At 49.0% G+C, this 15,916-nt stretch carries 14 protein-coding genes and 1 pseudogene; 8 read left to right on the forward strand and 7 right to left on the reverse strand.

Features of this window, described 5'->3' with window-relative positions; translation table 11 throughout:
• The first annotated feature begins 239 nt into the window (after positions 1-239).
• Positions 240-3,428, forward strand: a pseudogene (locus tag BWI93_RS15450) (carboxypeptidase regulatory-like domain-containing protein).
• A 149-nt stretch (positions 3,429-3,577) separates the two neighbouring features.
• Here the strand turns inward: BWI93_RS15450 and BWI93_RS15455 are convergent.
• From BWI93_RS15455 to BWI93_RS15475, 5 genes are all read right to left on the reverse strand, one after another.
• The gene (locus tag BWI93_RS15455) at positions 3,578-4,405 is read right to left on the reverse strand and encodes an SGNH/GDSL hydrolase family protein (protein ID WP_094812829.1); all 828 of its coding nucleotides are present in this window, start codon (positions 4,403-4,405) and stop codon (positions 3,578-3,580) included.
• A 1,209-nt stretch (positions 4,406-5,614) separates the two neighbouring features.
• Positions 5,615-6,535 carry a bifunctional UDP-sugar hydrolase/5'-nucleotidase gene (locus tag BWI93_RS15460; RefSeq protein ID WP_094812832.1) on the reverse strand — a complete coding sequence of 307 codons (921 nt, stop codon included), beginning with the start codon at positions 6,533-6,535 and terminating at the stop codon, positions 5,615-5,617.
• A 15-nt stretch (positions 6,536-6,550) separates the two neighbouring features.
• On the reverse strand, positions 6,551-7,318 hold the full coding sequence (locus BWI93_RS15465) for a 5'-nucleotidase C-terminal domain-containing protein (RefSeq protein ID WP_094812834.1): 768 nt from the start codon (positions 7,316-7,318) through the stop codon (positions 6,551-6,553).
• 127 nt (positions 7,319-7,445) lie between these two features.
• On the reverse strand, positions 7,446-7,730 hold the full coding sequence (locus BWI93_RS15470) for a hypothetical protein (protein WP_094812836.1): 285 nt from the start codon (positions 7,728-7,730) through the stop codon (positions 7,446-7,448).
• A gap of 1,001 nt (positions 7,731-8,731) precedes the next feature.
• Positions 8,732-9,127 (reverse strand): VOC family protein, encoded by a 396-nt coding sequence (locus BWI93_RS15475; protein WP_199182099.1) that lies wholly within the window; start codon positions 9,125-9,127, stop codon positions 8,732-8,734.
• A gap of 282 nt (positions 9,128-9,409) precedes the next feature.
• Here BWI93_RS15475 and BWI93_RS15480 point away from each other — a divergent pair, with 282 nt between their 5' ends.
• The 6 genes from BWI93_RS15480 to BWI93_RS15505 all read left to right on the forward strand — a co-directional run bounded on the left by BWI93_RS15480 (position 9,410) and on the right by BWI93_RS15505 (position 14,115).
• A complete protein-coding gene (locus BWI93_RS15480; protein WP_094812838.1) occupies positions 9,410-10,495 on the forward strand; it encodes a spore photoproduct lyase family protein in 1,086 nt (361 codons plus the stop codon).
• Positions 10,496-10,606: 111 nt separating this feature from the next.
• Positions 10,607-11,161, forward strand: coding sequence for a TetR/AcrR family transcriptional regulator (locus BWI93_RS15485; protein WP_094812840.1), 555 nt, complete (start codon positions 10,607-10,609; stop codon positions 11,159-11,161).
• A gap of 74 nt (positions 11,162-11,235) precedes the next feature.
• The gene (locus tag BWI93_RS15490; RefSeq protein ID WP_094812843.1) at positions 11,236-12,123 is read left to right on the forward strand and encodes an NAD(P)/FAD-dependent oxidoreductase; all 888 of its coding nucleotides are present in this window, start codon (positions 11,236-11,238) and stop codon (positions 12,121-12,123) included.
• Positions 12,124-12,280: 157 nt separating this feature from the next.
• Entirely contained in the window at positions 12,281-12,514 is a 234-nt protein-coding gene (locus BWI93_RS15495; protein ID WP_094812845.1) for a DUF6597 domain-containing transcriptional factor, read from the forward strand.
• Positions 12,487-13,080, forward strand: a complete 594-nt coding sequence (locus BWI93_RS15500) for a helix-turn-helix domain-containing protein (RefSeq protein WP_094812848.1) — start codon at positions 12,487-12,489, stop codon at positions 13,078-13,080. The genes BWI93_RS15495 and BWI93_RS15500 overlap by 28 nt, the downstream gene beginning before the upstream one ends.
• A gap of 72 nt (positions 13,081-13,152) precedes the next feature.
• Complete coding sequence (locus tag BWI93_RS15505) at positions 13,153-14,115, forward strand: nitrilase family protein (protein ID WP_094812850.1); 963 nt, start codon at positions 13,153-13,155, stop codon at positions 14,113-14,115.
• A 342-nt stretch (positions 14,116-14,457) separates the two neighbouring features.
• Here the strand turns inward: BWI93_RS15505 and BWI93_RS28255 are convergent, their stop codons facing one another.
• A complete protein-coding gene (locus tag BWI93_RS28255; protein WP_217902287.1) occupies positions 14,458-15,168 on the reverse strand; it encodes a hypothetical protein in 711 nt (236 codons plus the stop codon).
• Between the two features lie 8 nt (positions 15,169-15,176).
• On the opposite strand from BWI93_RS28255, the gene BWI93_RS28260 reads away from it, so the two are divergent.
• Entirely contained in the window at positions 15,177-15,395 is a 219-nt protein-coding gene (locus tag BWI93_RS28260) for a hypothetical protein (RefSeq protein WP_217902288.1), read from the forward strand.
• A 134-nt stretch (positions 15,396-15,529) separates the two neighbouring features.
• Here the strand turns inward: BWI93_RS28260 and BWI93_RS28265 are convergent, their stop codons facing one another.
• On the reverse strand, positions 15,530-15,679 hold the full coding sequence (locus BWI93_RS28265) for a hypothetical protein (protein ID WP_217902289.1): 150 nt from the start codon (positions 15,677-15,679) through the stop codon (positions 15,530-15,532).
• Positions 15,680-15,916 lie beyond the last annotated feature (237 nt).

The following is a 15,916-nucleotide window of genomic DNA, read 5'->3' on the forward strand; positions in this document are numbered from 1 at the left end:
CTCACGACCGAGCTATGACGCACCTACTTCGGCAGCTGCAACAGCCCAAGGGAATTCGCTTCAAACGGAAGACTAAAGTAGCGGAGTGACGCTGGAAGATTCAGCCCGTTTGCGGTTCCATGACCACACAGAAGCATTTATTGCGGAATTCATTCGTATTGATTTCGTAATAGGCGGTTAATATCCAGGTAATGTTAGAGCTGTCTATTTGCGGGAATTTTACGCTTTATTCCCATTAGATGAAAAAATCTCTATTAGTCGCCCTCCTTATCATTTTGGGTACGTGCTGGCTTTCTCAGCCTTTGTTTGCCCAAACGACGCAAGCCTCGATTTTCGGGGTCATTTACGAAAAAGATAATTCACCCTTACCGGGAGCCACGGTTCAAATCAAAAATGAATCAACGGGCTTTACCACCGGAACCGTTACCAATGCCAAAGGTGAATACTCTTTTAAAGAACTTCCCTTAGGGGGCCCCTACAACGTGAGTGCCACCTTCGTTGGGTACGGTGAACAAAAGCGAACGGGCTATATGCTCAACCAGGGTGACGCCATCCGCGTGAACCTGACCATGCAGGAAAACGAGCAAAGTCTGCAGGTGGTGGAAGTCGTTGCTTCCGGTCTGAAAAACAAGATTGAAGACCTGGGTACGGCCACGGCCATTTCGGCAAAAGCCATGCTGACACTGCCCGTAAACGGTCGGAATTATCGCTCTTTAATGGACCTTTCTCCGCTGAGTCGTGGGGATAACCTTTCGGGTCAGCTGCCTCTTCCACCAACTTTACCATTGATGGGATGACGGCTAAAAACCCGACTTCGGCCGGAGCCACCACCAGCCGAAGCAATGCTCCGTATTCGATTTCCATGGAAGCCATCCGGGAGTTTAAAGTCGTGACCAACCAATACGACGTAACCTTTGGCCGGGCCGGGGGTGGTACGGTGAGTGTGGTAACGAAAGCCGGTACCAACAAATTTACGGGTAGCATTTTTAACTATACGCGGGCGAACTGGCTGTCAAGCCCTTACGACATTCGGGGAAACAAACGCGATGCTCCTTTCTCGACCAATCAGTACGGTTTCTCGCTGGGCGGTCCGATTATTAAAGATAAACTCCACTTCTTCATGGTATGGGATCACCAGCAGGATTCCCGCCCACTGATCATTGCAGACATTCGGACGGCTACGGATGAAAGCCGTTTTAACGTAACAACCGCAACCCTCGATCAGTACATTACCATTGCCCGTAGCAAATACGGTATGTCGCCCGAAGGTCGTCAGTACGGCAATTTTGATAAAAAACGCGGTTCGGATGCGGCTTTTGCCCGGATTGACTGGCAGATCAACAACAAGCACCTGCTGACCCTGCGGAATAACTTTACCAGCGACGTCAATAAATTAGGTTTAGCTGATAACACGGCCATCAACCTGTATGAATCGTACGGGAACGATTACAATGTTGACAACAGCTTACTGGCTACCTTACGCAGTACGCTGAATCCGCGGATGACCAATGAGCTGAAACTGCAGCACCTGTATACCTACCAGAAAAGTAGCCCCGGTGATCAGTTGCCCGGAGCCAACATCCCTCGGGCGATCGTTGAAAACGTAGCCTCTACCCTGACCGGAGGCCGGAATGCGACCACGAACATCCAGATGGGTGGTCACCGTTTTGCTCAGGAACGTTTCCGCAACAACGTATTTCAGTTGGTAGACAACCTGTACTACAACACCGACAAAGTACAGTATACCTTCGGTTTTGACGTCATGTACACGAACGCTTACTCGGTGTACGGTAGTGAAGTAAATGGTCGCTTCCACTATAACGCGGAAGTAGATCCAACGACGGGCCGTACCATTACAGCTCTGGAGAACTTCAACAACCTGAAGCCTTACCGCTACTACCGCGAAGTACCTTTGATGGATGACTGGGGTGTAACGGGTAAAACGCTTAACGCGGGTATTTACGGACAAATGCAAACCAAGATTGCCCGTGGTCTGGACATGACGGCCGGTTTGCGTCTGGATTATACGCTTTATCCTTCTTCGCCGCTCAACCAGGATTTGTTCAATGAACTGGGTATCCGTACCGATAACAAACTGAAGGCTTTTGTCGTACAGCCTCGTCTGCAATTCACCTGGGATGTAAATGAGCGTCATACCGATTATGTACGTTTTGGCGGGGGGTGTTTGCTTCCGACATCAACAACTACATGGTTATCAACAACCTGACGTTTGACGGCAAGCACCTGGCGACGGTGGATGTTCGGGGAGCAAATGTACCGAGACCGGACTTCAATGCGTACCGCAATAATTACGGTAGTATTCCAAGCCTGGCTCAGTTCCAGTTGCCCACCATCAACACCTACGGTCCGGATGTTCGCATTCCCGTGGTGTATAAAGCAAACCTGTCGTACAGCCGCTTCCTGACGGATCGTCTTCGCGTAGGAATCGCCGGGTATCTGTCACTGGGTCGTAACAATTACACCTACGTAGACCGCAACATGGTGGCTGATCCTTTCTTCCGTCTGTCACAGGAAGGCAACCGGGGCGTGTACGTACCCTTGAACAGCATACCTACGAGTGGTGTACCCGATTGGCTGGAAGGTCGAATCAGCAAGAAATATGGTCGCGTGCTGGAGCTGGTTAGCGAAGGAAAAGTAAACCAGCTGGCTTTCGTAGCCGACGCTACGTTCCGTTACTTCCGGGATGGGGAAATCACGGCCAGCTATACCTGGAACGACATCCGCGATAATACGTCCTTTAACGGAAACGTAGCCAACTCAGCAACCCTGTCCCTGCCCGTAGTAGATGACCCACGTAACCTGAGCCGCGTAACGTATTCCGATGCTCATTTCCGCAGTAAAGTGGTCTTCGCCGCTACGCTGCCTTCGTTCTACGGTATTACCATCGGGGTTCGGTACTCGGGCATCGGCGGTACGCGTTACTCGATGTTGTCAGGAGCAAATAATAACGGTGACTTCGTAGCGACGAACGATCTGGCCTATATTTTCAGCCGTACCAACGGTAGCGTTCCTGAGAACGTACGTACGGGCCTACAGGCGATTTTGGATAACCCCGACGCTAGTCAGAGCATCAAAAATTACATTCTGAAATACGAAGGAAAAATTGCGGAGCGTAACGGTGGAATCAATGGTTTCTACGGTACGTTCGATGTACGGGCCAACAAGAAGTTCAAGCTTTATAAAAACCACGCTCTGGAAATCTCAGCGGACGTATTCAACTTTTCGAACCTGCTGAACAAAACTGGGTGGTAACGAAGACGTTGGGTACGCAGACGCTGTATGGTTTGCAGGCCGCTGGCTTCGATAAAACGGCTGCTCGTTTCAACTACCGCGTGAACACGGCGGGTGTAGTAAACCCCTCCGGCAACCCCTACCAGATTCAGCTGGGTGCCCGGTATAGTTTCTAAGCAAACGAGTATTGGATAAAATTCAATAAAAAAGCACCGCAATCTTGGAGGTCGTGGTGCTTTTTTATTGAGTCATACGCTACACCCATACTCGTAAATTAAATCGCTCGCACCAGCAACTAATAACTTTCAACTAACAACGAAAACCATTACTTCCGTCCCCTCCATTTGCTCAGTAAGCGGTCGGCGATGATCTCGTAGCCAGCGTCGGAAGGATGCAGACCGTCGTACGTCAGGGCTGCGGCTTCTTTGGGGTAGGGGTATTCGTCGGTATCGGGATTGAAGGGTACGCCGATGAAGTCAGGGTAAGGATAGTCGCGGTACTGACCCGTTTGGGGATCTTTCAGGCGTTTGAAGCGGACAAGTTTTTCCAGAGCCAAATCCGAATCGTGGTAGAGGTCAACGACGGGGTACTTCTCCAGCTTTCCAATTTGGTTAATAGCCTCGACCACCTGTTCCAGTCGCTGTCCATTTTTCTCCTGATACGAGCCATACGCCTGATTCTTGAAATTGTTGATGTATACAAAATCTACCCGCTGCATTGGCGTAATCAGAATAACCCTTGCGGATGCATTAAGCTGTTTGAATTTATCCAGAATGATACGAAACGAACCGTAAATAGTTTCGGCTCCCGTGTGCTGCTCGTAATCCGTTAGCGTACCCAGGGCTTTTCCCTGCCACCAGTCGTTCGTACCCAGAAAAACGGTGTAGACATCGGCTTTCACCAGCCCCAGCGATTCAATTTTTTGGGCAATCTGTACCGCCGACCAGCCATTATGACCCTGGTTGATGTAGTGGATTCGCGGGTGGCGTTCCGTAATCAGGGTTAGGTAACCCTTCGAAATCCGATGTTGGGTTTCATCGGTATGGTCATTGAGATACGTAATGGAGTCACCCAAGGCCAGCCAGCTTAGGTTACGCGGAGCGGATCCTCCGCAAACAAACAGGATACTGACCAGGCAAAGTAATTTTTTCATGCGGTTAGAGATTCAGTGAACGTGTCAAAGATAGGTGGAGACTTTCATGGGGACATCCTGATCAGTACCGATAGATTAAATCATGAAACGCATCTCCGGTAGTACAAAGCAAAAAGCTGGAACATGCACACCAGGGTATGACATGTTCCAGCCTGAACCAGACAACGCGTGAGCTGGTATTTACTCTTTTTGCTGAATGTTCACATGACCGCGAACATTAAAGATTTCAAACTGAAGGTCACCTGCCACAATCAGCATATAAGCCTTTTCCTGTAACTCAGAGGCTATTTTGGTTTGATTCATCAGCAGGCTGTCAGCCAAACGAATGACTGTATCATCGTCAGCGGAAAAGAAGAAAGGAGAATTTCTTTAATGGTTACGTGTTGGGCGACTAAAAATTCAAGGCGTGTCATGTTCATTGGCGGATGAGGGTCATCAATAAATAAAGTATAGCGTTTGGATTGAAAAAAAAGTACTGTACGCAATGTTTAAAAGGGGCTTCTAAAGCCCAGGATGTCTCATAAGTTAGGAGTTAAAATAGGACAAAATACGATAAGGGCGGAATAACCGTACAAAATATACGTTTGGTAAGTTAATAACAGAGTTATTTAATTTTTGTTGAACAAAATTACTAGTTGTTGTGAACAGAAGCTAAGTAGTAAGTAAGCCATAAATGAGTTGGACCAATTAGGAATTTAGGCGTATTCGATTAAGGTATGCTTACTAAATCAGAGGCCTTTTCGTGTAACAACCCCCTAAATATGGTGGGTTGTTAGTAGTTAAATTACATCTGCCTACCTTTTTTTTAAGCCTTGTATGTTTGTGACGTTTACGGGTAGAGTTAGCAAACGTGTTAATTGTGTTCGAAAACATCTATTGGGTGAATCTCCGTTAGTTGAATTGGATAAGGGGATTTTCATGAAAACTAACGGAGTCCCCTACTTTCCGAATGCCCCGCTGCTGAAGCGGGCCTTTCTGGTTGTGCATCATCCACCCACCTATAAATTAGTTTCCGTAAAGCCTGTCTGCTCTAAATCAGACAGGCTTTTTACGTTGGAATAGAATGCATACATACGATGACCCGAAGAATCGCAGCCTAAATAGATGACTTTACTGATTTAGTCACGCGTGTCGTAGGCTTCCCTTATACGCAAAAGTCCCCGTCAGTTATTCCATCCCGAAATTTTGGCGAGGACTTTTAATGTTTCATCAGGCAACCGTCAGGTTATTCCCGGAAGAAAATACCTGTTTCGTTACGCGGTCGAATGTAAAGTCCAGCCGACCCAGGTTAATTCCACCGAACCCGACCTGATTCACCAGTACGGGCTTCTTATCGAGGTTGGTAAAGATTTTGGGTTCGGGCAAAAAGGTATGCGTATGTCCCCCAATAATCAGATCAATATGCCGGGACTGGGCCGCCAGAATGGGATCGATCAGTTCACCAGCCCCGCCTTTGAAACCCAGGTGAGAAAGGCAGATGACCAGACTGCACTTTTCCTCCTTTCGCAAAAACGCCGCTACTTCATTGGCTTTGGTCAAGGGGTCGAGGTACTGGGTTTCTCCGAATAATTTCGCCGGAATCAATCCTCTGGGTTGAATGCCTAAACCAAACACGCCAATACGCAGGCCATTAACTTTAAATACTTTATAGGGCTTGACTACACCCTGTAAAGGGGTGTTTTTGAAATCGTAATTAGCAACCAGTACGGGAAAGGTCGCGTGGTCACGGATTTGTTTGGCGTACAGTTCCATGCCCCCGTCGAAATCGTGATTGCCCATGGTAATGGCGTCGTAGCCCAGCATACTCAGACTCTGTACTTCGGGTTCTCCGTGAAAGAGATTAAAATAGGGCGTACCCTGGAAAATATCACCGGCATCGAACAACAGTACGTGAGATGCCTCCTGACGAATTTTACTGAGTAAACGAGCCCGATTGACCACACCACCTTTGCCCGCGTTGCGGTCACCGGCCGGAAAGGGATCAAGGTGACTGTGGGTATCGTTGGTATGAAGAATGGTTAATTTAAGCGATTCAGCTTCTGCCTGGGCCCAGCCATCAAAGCTACCCAGCAGCAAGGCTCCGCTTAAACCCGTAAGTTGTCGAAAAAATTGGCGACGATCAGAACGCATAGAAGGTTAGGGGACTTAGCGGAGGGTCGTACGACCGTCCAGCTGGGGATTAAGAATTTGATGTTGCTGACCTTTACTAACGAAATAATCGCGGATGGCATCTCGCATCAGGTAATTCAGCGGTTCTGATTTCAGGCTGTTTTTCAGAAAGAAAGCACTATCGCCGCCCGTGGCTACGTAGTCACTGACGAGGATACGGTACGTTTTCTGCGGATCGAAGGGCTGACCATTCACGGAGATTTCCAGCGGCTTTTTAGTATCCTTATCCAGCACCAGTTTCAGGCCAGACTGCGGGTCCTGTCGGGCTGCCAAGTATTCAATAAACTGACGCATGGTTTCACCCGATACCGTCAATACCACCAGATCATTGTCGAAAGGCATGATTTCGTACACATTCCGTAGCGTAAGATTTCCCGCCGGAAGTTCGGACCGTATGCCGCCGTTGTTCATGTGAGCCAGATCAATCGTAGCTCCGTAACGTTTCTGGGCCTGCTCGCGAAACAAATCCGTCAGTAGATCACCTAATTCTGATTCTACGCCTCCTTTTTTGAGATATTTGGCCGACTGCACCAGTACCTGGTTCATCGAGCGGTCCAGACTATCGTGGTACGTTTGCAGGTATTGGGCCAGATTTGAACCCGGCCCCGAAACAAGCGAAGGGTTGGACGGATCCGTTACTGCAAGTAATGCCGATCCCGTGGAACGTGCCGTGTAGTAATGCGTACCGGAGCACGCCGATACCACAAACATTCCCAGGAGAAGGGTCCAGCTGTGTTTATGCATGTGTGACTAAATGAAAGCTCATCCTAGGTACGAAAGTACGCAGGGATTTGTTCCGTACACGCATAAAAGTCATCCTTTTCTACACGCAAATGCAGACAAAGGGCTTGAAATTCAATGAAAAGCGGGATTATTTGTTAACCTGAAGGAAAGTATCGATGAAATTTTTCAGAAATAGGGCCTGCTCGTAATTAAGCACGCAGGAAGCTTCATATTCTTCCAATTCCTGGGAATGATGATTGGGAACTGCAATGAGCAGGGTTATATCCAGCCCCAGCTTAGAAATGGGCTCTTCAATAACGGGCATCTCCTGTACTTTAAGAATGGCAGGATTTCCTTCCTCCGATACTGCCAACTGAACATTATCTTTCATCAGATAACCACTGGCATTGAATTGTAAAGCCACTGTTTGCATGGATCGTTTGGGTTTACAGGTTGAATGAATGTAAAAACGTAGCCTTTTTCTAAAAATACTAAGCCACTGGTGTTTAGCAAATGCGAAGAAATGCGATTTAATTCAACCAGTATTCCGACACAGGTGAGAAAAGAAATGTCTCTGGACAAACCTCACTTGTATTGAATACCTGCCTTTTCTTTTGCTTCTAGTTTCAGGGCCTGCTTTTCGGGCTACGTTCTTAAACTGCAGAACGTGCAGGGATTCGCTCCTGCGTTATCAAATTCAATTCTAGGATTCGAGGCTGGGAAAGCGTACGCCGGAGGGTTTAGTTTGCTGCGATACCATTCGTTTTGCAGAACCTGAGTGAAGGCTGCTGGACTGACTGCCGTTAAGAATACTTTTCAGGTTAAAGAAAGCTGGAGTGTCTGAACCTGTATTCCGTTAGAGGTACCCAGAAATCAAATCGGACCCATCAATAGCTAGCAACGCATCTGTCTGCCGGGGGCAAGCTATTGATGGGATACGGGTGACCGGTATTCGTCAGCGTTTTCAGTCAATCTCTGAATTTAGAAAAGAGAGGTTGCTACACCTAAAGAAATTGGGGTTTTGATTGCTTGACGTAGCTGACCGTGCAGCTTATACGCGTTCAACCTTAAAATTGATTTAAGTCAGCTTCGGCCGGAGTAATCAACACTAGGTCAATTTACCTAATACCTTAACTCCTCACATGGTATTATAGGGAGGTTTTATAGCATTATAGATACTAAACATGTGTATACGAATGTTAACTTATTTCCCGAAAAACGGATGAAAATTACCATTTATCGAGTAAAAGCTACCATTTGTCGAAGAACGCCAACATTTTATCACTTTGAAGCCATTTTTGTATCACTTACTCGGTCAGATAAGTGGCGGCTTTGATGACTGGGAAGTTTAAACGTATGAAGGTCTATCTGTGACGACAGATAGACCTTTTCGTTTGTAGGGTGGCAAAGGTAAAAAAATAAAACAATTTATTCTCAAGCCTGCTCCGGAGTTAGATAAGTAACCAGATCAATACCTACCCCATTGGGATCCGCAATCGCGAAGTGATAATCGCCCCAGGGTTCTTTCCGTAAGTCAATTTGCAGAGGTACGCCCAGGGTTTTCATGCGTTCGTAGTACTGCTCCACATCAGTAACTTCAAGGGTCAGATAAATTCCAGTTCCGGGAAATGCCGGATGAAACAACGGTTGTTGTGAAGCATGATCGGGTTGTAGAAAGCTAATCTCTGCCATGCCCGAGGGGTGGTGCAGCAGCACGAAAAAGTCATTTTCAAACGTAACTGCAAAATCCAGGACGTTTTGGTAAAAGGCTTTGCTTTCGGCAAGTTTTGGCGTAATGATTCCTACGTTCATTTTCAAGGTTCCAGACATCGTGCGTGTATTTAAGGTTACAATAGCAAAGCTCTGATGGCTGGATGACAGCCCTATGTCAGCAGGAAAATCCGATGGTGTATTTTTACCGGGGCAAAACAGATGTACTTGGTTCGGAAGTCTTCTTTACCAAAAAATTACAGGTATAGAATATCGAAAAATAATTTATAAATATCTGTAAATCAATAGTATGAGTTTAAAAATACTTAGGTTATACTGAATTAAAAAGGGTGTTTCAGGGTTTATATAAAAGCAAAGAGACCAACCCTAATTCCGTATTTGATGGTAATCATTCCCGAGGAAATTACATCTAGTTTGAGTCCTGCTGTCTCCAGCCGATTGTGGTTACCCAAGCGGGTGCTCTTTACGCCAGACGCGTTGGAAGAACCTTTCGGTCAGCAAATGTACCAGCGGATGCAGGCTCTGGATTTACCCATTGAAGTCCTGAAAAATAACCGCATTACGGGTTTGCGTGGTGCGGACGAACGCGAAACCTACCGAAACGCCAAGAATACCCTGGCCGTGGTGAAAGCTCCGCCAAGTGCCCTGCGACTGCAACCTACGCCGCCTTCGGCCGACTGGCAGCTCAACCTGGCCGAAGGTTGTCCGGCTCACTGTCAGTACTGTTACCTGGCCGGAAGCTTATCCGGACCGCCAGTCACCCGGGTTTTTGCCAATCTGCCGCAATTGCTGGCCCATACGGCGACCTACGAACGGGAAGACCGCGTGACGAGTTTTGAAGTAAGCTGTTACACCGACGTCATTGGTATTGAGCACCTCACGGGCAGTTTGGAAGAATGCGTCCGGTATTTTGGTACCCGCCCGCAGGCTCAGTTGCGGTTTGTGACCAAGTACGATCAGGTAAACCCCTTGCTGAACCTGCCCCACGAAGGCCGGACGCGGGCACGGGTAAGTCTAAATGCCGAACCCATTGCCCGCCGCCTCGAAGGCGGAACGGCATCGGTGGTGGCTCGTATCGAAGCCCTGCGAAAACTGGCGTTACCCCGTGCCCTTGGCGGTGGAGGGTACGCAGTGGGGGTGGTGCTGGCTCCCATTATGCCCATTCCCGATTGGCAGCAGCACTATACGGACCTGCTGGATCAGTTAGCCGATCGCCTGGATTTTCCCTGCGATCTGACGGTTGAGTTCATTACCCACCGTTTCACCCCCGGCAGCAAGGCGGTATTATCCGGCTGGTATCCCAATATTGGCGTTGAAATGGACGAGGGCAGTCGGGCCAGCAAGTACAATAAGTTTGGGGGTGTGAAGTTTGTGTACCGTCCCGAAATGATGCAATCCTTGCGAACATTTTTGACCCGGGCCTGGCAGGAGCGTTTCCCGAAAGCCCCGATTTCATACTGGACCTAGAAACCGAATCAGCCGAGTGGTAACGCCTCACCACTCGGCTGATGCAGTTAATGGATCGGGTACAGAAGCCACGCTTCCCAATAAATTTTTCGTAGTTTTGTCTTTTACAGTATGCAAAACACCCAACAAAATATCATCGACGCCGCCATTCTCGTCTTTAACGAGGATTATTCCGCTCCGCTGGAAAAGGTAGCTGAGAAGGCCGCCATTACCCGGCGGACGCTTCACCGCTACTTCAAAACCCGCGAAGCGTTACTGATGAGTTGCCAGAAGGAAATGCAGCGGAGTTGCCGGACCGCCATGATGCAGGCTCTGGATGCTTCGGATGATCCGCTGAAGCAACTGGAGAATATGATGTACGCGGGTGTGGAATGCGGAGCCAAGTTTTCGCTGTTCAGCAAACTACATACCCGACCGGAACATCTGCATTCGTCACAAAACCCTGATTGTGCTCAGTATGATGCCTTTTACTCGCGGTATCGGGGCGTTATTACGCAGTTGCAGGCTCAGGGTTTGATTGCATCCGAGTTTACGGCGGAATGGATTGCCATGTTTTTTAGTGGAGTAATTGCTGCGACGGTCAATGCCGATGCAATGGGCTCCGTAGCTAAAACCAGCCTCAAGCATTTTGCCTGGCTTTCGTTCAGTAAAGGCGTAGGGCTTTAAAAATTTTTGCCTTGAAATGTCACATATATGTGACAAAAGTCTTATGTTTGTGACGTTACTTTCCTGAAAAGACCATGAAACAATCCGTAGACGTTGTGATTATTGGCGGTAGTTACGCCGGTTTAGCCGGGGCTTTGAGCCTGGGGCGAGCCATTCGGCAAGTCGTTATCCTGGATAGCGGTCGGCCCTGTAATCGTCAGACCCCCCATTCCCATAATTTCCTTACGCAGGATGGCAGTACACCCGCCGAGATTGCGGAACGTGCCAAAGCTCAAGTACTGCAATATCCCACGGTTCGTTTCCAAAGCGAAACGGCTGTCAGCGTAACGGGGCAGGATATGAATTTTACCGTGACCACGGACGCGGGTTCCGTTATACAGGCCAAAAAACTGTTGTTCGCTACCGGCATTCGAGACCTGATGCCCGCCCTGCCCGGTTTTTCCGAAAGCTGGGGCATCTCGGTCATTCACTGTCCGTATTGCCATGGTTACGAGTATCGCGATCAGCCAACGGGCATTCTCATGAACGGAGAAACCGCTTTGGAAATGGGTCGCCTCATTCGCAACTGGACCTCCCAACTGACCGTATTCACCAACGGACCTTCCACTATTCCGGATACCTCTATTCTTAGTTCGCTTGGGATTACCATTGAAGAAATGCCTTTACAGGAGATCGTTCACGAAAGCGGTTACTTACAGCATTTGGTGCTCGCCGACGGCCGGAAGTTTCCGTTGAATGCCCTGTACGCCCGCCCGCCTTTTGAGCAGCACTGCCCATTGCCCCGGGACCTGGGGTGCGTACACACGGAAGAGGGCTACATTCAGGTAGATGCCCTGCAAAAAACCAGTATCGCCGGAGTGTATGCCGCGGGTGATGCCACGACCATGAAGCGAGCCGTGAGTGCCGCCGTCGCGGCGGGTATGATGGCGGGTGTAGCGATAAGCCGGGAATTTTTACCTTAAGTGTACGTTCAGCCGGGATGCTTTTCCCGGCTGAAGTTTACATGAAGCGTGAGTCGGAGGGGTGTCCCGAAAGTCTGTAGGTACTAGAGTCGACAAAAAAATCGTATGTTGCGTAGGCTTTGTCTCTGGTTGAAGGTTATCCAACTCCTCTTCGGCGATGCAACTGATACCCGCTCCCGCTTTGCTGCCGTTCATCCGGCACTATCTCTTCATCCGGCATTCGTTTGAAAGCGTACAAAAATTACGGTTGTTCCCGGACGGCAGTACGGGCCTGGTTTTCTCCTTTGATTCGCTTTTACAGGATGATCGGGGCGACCTGCTCCCGGCCTCCTTCGTTTATGGACAGATCAGGGAGTACAAACGGTGTATACGAGCGGAATTACCCATCTGATCATCGTGGTTTTTCAGCCCTACGGGATGAGCTCTTTGTTGGGGATACCCGCTTCGGAGCTAAATAACCAGATCGTAGAACTGGATCTCATACTGGGAGCGGCAAGCCGTGATTTCTATCACCAGCTCAGCGAATCAACTGACGTCCAGGCAAGTCAGCAGCAGCTCAATCACTTTTTCGAAACCTTGCTTAGGCAGACAACGGATCGGCCGCAACCCCTCATCACCGCCGCTACGCAGTGGATCATTCAGCGAAACGGATGCTTTAGGGCTCGTGAGCTGATGCAGTTCACGGGTTATGAACAACGGCAACTGGAGCGTAAATTCAAGGAAGTTGTTGGGGTAAGTCCGCAAAAAATGGGCAGTATTGTTCGGCTGCATCATTTTCTCAAACAGGTACAACAGCCCCAGTATAAACATGGGATGACACCAGCGGTGTACGAAGCGGGCTATTATGATCAGGCCCATCTGATCCGGGAATTTCGCAAGCTGACTGGCCTTACGCCTTCACGCTACCTGAAACAGCAAAATCGTCTGGCGGTCAATTTCCTTCCTTCACCCGACTAAGGCTTGTCGAATTTGTACAATTCTGCTGCCAGCGGGTTCCGTAGTTTTGGGGCCTACTCAAACAAGCCTCTTATGCGAACCCTGGTTATGGCCACCGCTCAGTTTGAAAACAAGAGTGGTGACAAAGCGTATAATCTTTCCATCATCGATCAACTGGCGGGCAAGGCCGCTCAGGCCGGTACTCAGGTGATTACCTTTCACGAGTGTTCCATTACCGGCTATACTTTTGCCCGACACCTGAGTCGGGAACAACTGCTGGCTATCGCCGAGCCTATTCCTTCGGGACCCAGCATCGCTGAATTGATCCGTCTGGCCCAAAAGCATCAGATTGCGATAGCGGCGGGTTTATTCGAAAAGGATGAACAGGATCGTCTGTACAAAGCTTACGTCTGCGTGGATCAATCCGGCGTATTGGCGAAGTACCGCAAGTTACATCCCTTCATTAATCCACACCTGACGCCCGGCGACGCGTATTGCGTGTTTGATCTGTACGGCTGGAAATGCGGTATCCTGATTTGTTACGACAACAACATCATCGAGAATGTGCGGGCCACCAAACTGCTCGGAGCCGAGATTATTCTGATGCCACACGTGACCATGTGTACCCCCTCGACTCGTCCCGGAGCCGGTTTTGTAGATCCCAAACTCTGGGAAAACCGGAAATATGACCCCACCTCTTTGCGAGCTGAATTTGACGGACTCAAAGGGCGGCAGTGGTTGATGAAATGGCTACCCGCCCGAGCCTACGATAATGCCGTGTATGCGGTCTTTGCCAACCCCATCGGCATGGATGATGATCAGCTCAAAAACGGGTGCTCCATGATCTTGGACCCCTTCGGTGATATACTGGCCGAATGCCGATCCCTGGATAATGAAGTAGTAATCGCAATCCTGACCTCCGACAAACTCACGCAGGCCGGAGGGCATCGCTATCTACAGGCCCGCCGTCCTGAACTGTACGGGCAATTAATTAGTCAGCCCCATGAATCCGAGCAAAAAGTAGCTTGGTTGCAAGCCGACATGGACAAAGCCTAAGCAAAAAGTATAGCCAATGTAGGTTTACCCTTTGACAAACAGAAAAATACTACGGAAAGAAGGGTTATACGAGTACCCCTAATCTGTAATCCCTGTACCAGACCGATTCCCGGAAACCATACGGAGCGGCCTTGCGATAACGAGTAAACGATGGGCTGGAATCCGGCACAGGAACAGATCATTCCCAACTGGGAAATTGCCTGTGTATCCCAGCCGAAATTCGGCAGGTGAAGGCCAGCGTTCGCTTCCGCGATCCGTTTCCGAAAGGGGAGTAAGGCCTAAAAAAAGAACCCGAAAGTGTCGAGCTTTCGGGTTCTTTTTTAGAGTCAATGGGAAGAAATCTTAGTCATTATGACCTTCGCTGCTTTCAAAACCCAGTAAAGTGAGGCGTACGGGTTTGGCAGATACTTTGTGTTTGGTGGTCGTAGCCAGCGTTTCGAGGTTAATCTGATGGACTTCACCCGTAGTCGGCAGGGCAATGTACGCAAACCGATTCGTGGCTTCCAGTACGGGTTTGTACGTAGCTCCTGAATCGGTCGTGCCGATTACGTTGCCTTCTTTGATCAAACGGTTACTGGCTAAATCATACACCCGCAGTTTACCATCGAGCGAAAGGACGAGCAAACGATTCCCGGCATAATCTACCTTACATTGAAAAGCATCCGTACCTGCGTAAATGGGAGTGATCTGATTGCTGGACAGATCGATGAGATACGCACCCTTGGTTGCCACAAAACCAATGAATTTCCTGGCCGCCGCCGCGTAGTAAATGCTGCCGAGGCGGTACGCTCCGAAGCCTGCGGGATTCGCAATCATCCGTTGTTCGCCGTTCGATGTAACAACCAGTACGCCTCCACTGGTAGCCTCGGCTGAAGTAAAGGCTCCGAAAACCGCGTTTGCTCCATCCGTTGCGTTACCGTGAATGGCTCCAACTTCCTGGGTAGACGCGTGCGTCGTTTTGCCCTGCTTGTCAATGACGAGTACCCGGTTTGGACTTTTTCCGCTGGCCGGTGCCGAGGTGACGGCATAAGTACCATTGTCAAAAGCCGCCATGCTCCGTGGTGCGGAACAAGTCCGGCATTGATAACCTGCATCTGGGCTCCGGCGGTGTGAAAATTGGTTTCATTGCCCAGGCTCAGGGTTCCGTCGCCATCGTTAAAAATCAGCGATTCCTGACCGCGACTTTTGAAGTGTGTAGGCTTGAGACCCGTTGCCGTAATGGAACCAAACTTGGGCGTACCTTTCTGATCCACGTGATCCACGTGCGATTCGAAGCCTGAATCAAATACTTCTACCAGATTCTGACTCGGATACAAAACGGCCGCAAAACGCTGAGAAGCCGTCGTGTAGAGGTTCGCCAGGGGATATTTGGCGTCAAAAGTACGGGTGGTGCCGTCGTAGGGATTAATCTGGGTTAACTGTTTGGATTCCTGATCCGAAACCAGCACCCGCAAAATCGGTGTTCGCGGGTGGAAGAATCTTCGACTTCCTTGTCTTTCTGGCAATTCAGAAAAGTAGCGGAGGCCAGCACAAACAGGCCAAGGTTTTTAAACGTACGGTTCATGTTTATAGTGGAGTAAATATGCAACAATGTTGCAAAAGTAACTACACTTTTGGATTCGCAAGTAAAAGGGCGGTAATAAATGCAATAATGTTGCATTTATTGCCGCCCTTTTTGGATAAGGCTCTGAGCAAGAACGAGGGCCTACTGCACTACCTTAAACAGCTAACCATTGGGTTTCTTTCCTAAAAGCCATTTTTAATACTCAAACGGTTTTAGGAAAGGCAATATCGAAGTAAA

Source organism: Siphonobacter sp. BAB-5385, from assembly GCF_002261125.1.
Classification (GTDB): Bacteria; Bacteroidota; Bacteroidia; order Cytophagales; family Spirosomataceae; genus Siphonobacter.

Coding starts and splice junctions, on each gene's coding strand:
- BWI93_RS15495 (WP_094812845.1), top strand. CDS start 12,281: ATGCAACTGATACCCGCTCCCGCTTTGCTGCCGTTCATCCGGCACTAT.
- BWI93_RS15475 (WP_199182099.1), bottom strand. CDS start 9,127: ATGTCTGGAACCTTGAAAATGAACGTAGGAATCATTACGCCAAAACTT.
- BWI93_RS15505 (WP_094812850.1), top strand. CDS start 13,153: ATGCGAACCCTGGTTATGGCCACCGCTCAGTTTGAAAACAAGAGTGGT.
- BWI93_RS28265 (WP_217902289.1), bottom strand. CDS start 15,679: ATGAACCGTACGTTTAAAAACCTTGGCCTGTTTGTGCTGGCCTCCGCT.
- BWI93_RS15490 (WP_094812843.1), top strand. CDS start 11,236: ATGAAACAATCCGTAGACGTTGTGATTATTGGCGGTAGTTACGCCGGT.
- BWI93_RS15485 (WP_094812840.1), top strand. CDS start 10,607: ATGCAAAACACCCAACAAAATATCATCGACGCCGCCATTCTCGTCTTT.
- BWI93_RS15470 (WP_094812836.1), bottom strand. CDS start 7,730: ATGCAAACAGTGGCTTTACAATTCAATGCCAGTGGTTATCTGATGAAA.
- BWI93_RS15460 (WP_094812832.1), bottom strand. CDS start 6,535: ATGCGTTCTGATCGTCGCCAATTTTTTCGACAACTTACGGGTTTAAGC.
- BWI93_RS15480 (WP_094812838.1), top strand. CDS start 9,410: ATGGTAATCATTCCCGAGGAAATTACATCTAGTTTGAGTCCTGCTGTC.
- BWI93_RS15455 (WP_094812829.1), bottom strand. CDS start 4,405: ATGAAAAAATTACTTTGCCTGGTCAGTATCCTGTTTGTTTGCGGAGGA.
- BWI93_RS15465 (WP_094812834.1), bottom strand. CDS start 7,318: ATGCATAAACACAGCTGGACCCTTCTCCTGGGAATGTTTGTGGTATCG.
- BWI93_RS28255 (WP_217902287.1), bottom strand. CDS start 15,168: ATGGCGGCTTTTGACAATGGTACTTATGCCGTCACCTCGGCACCGGCC.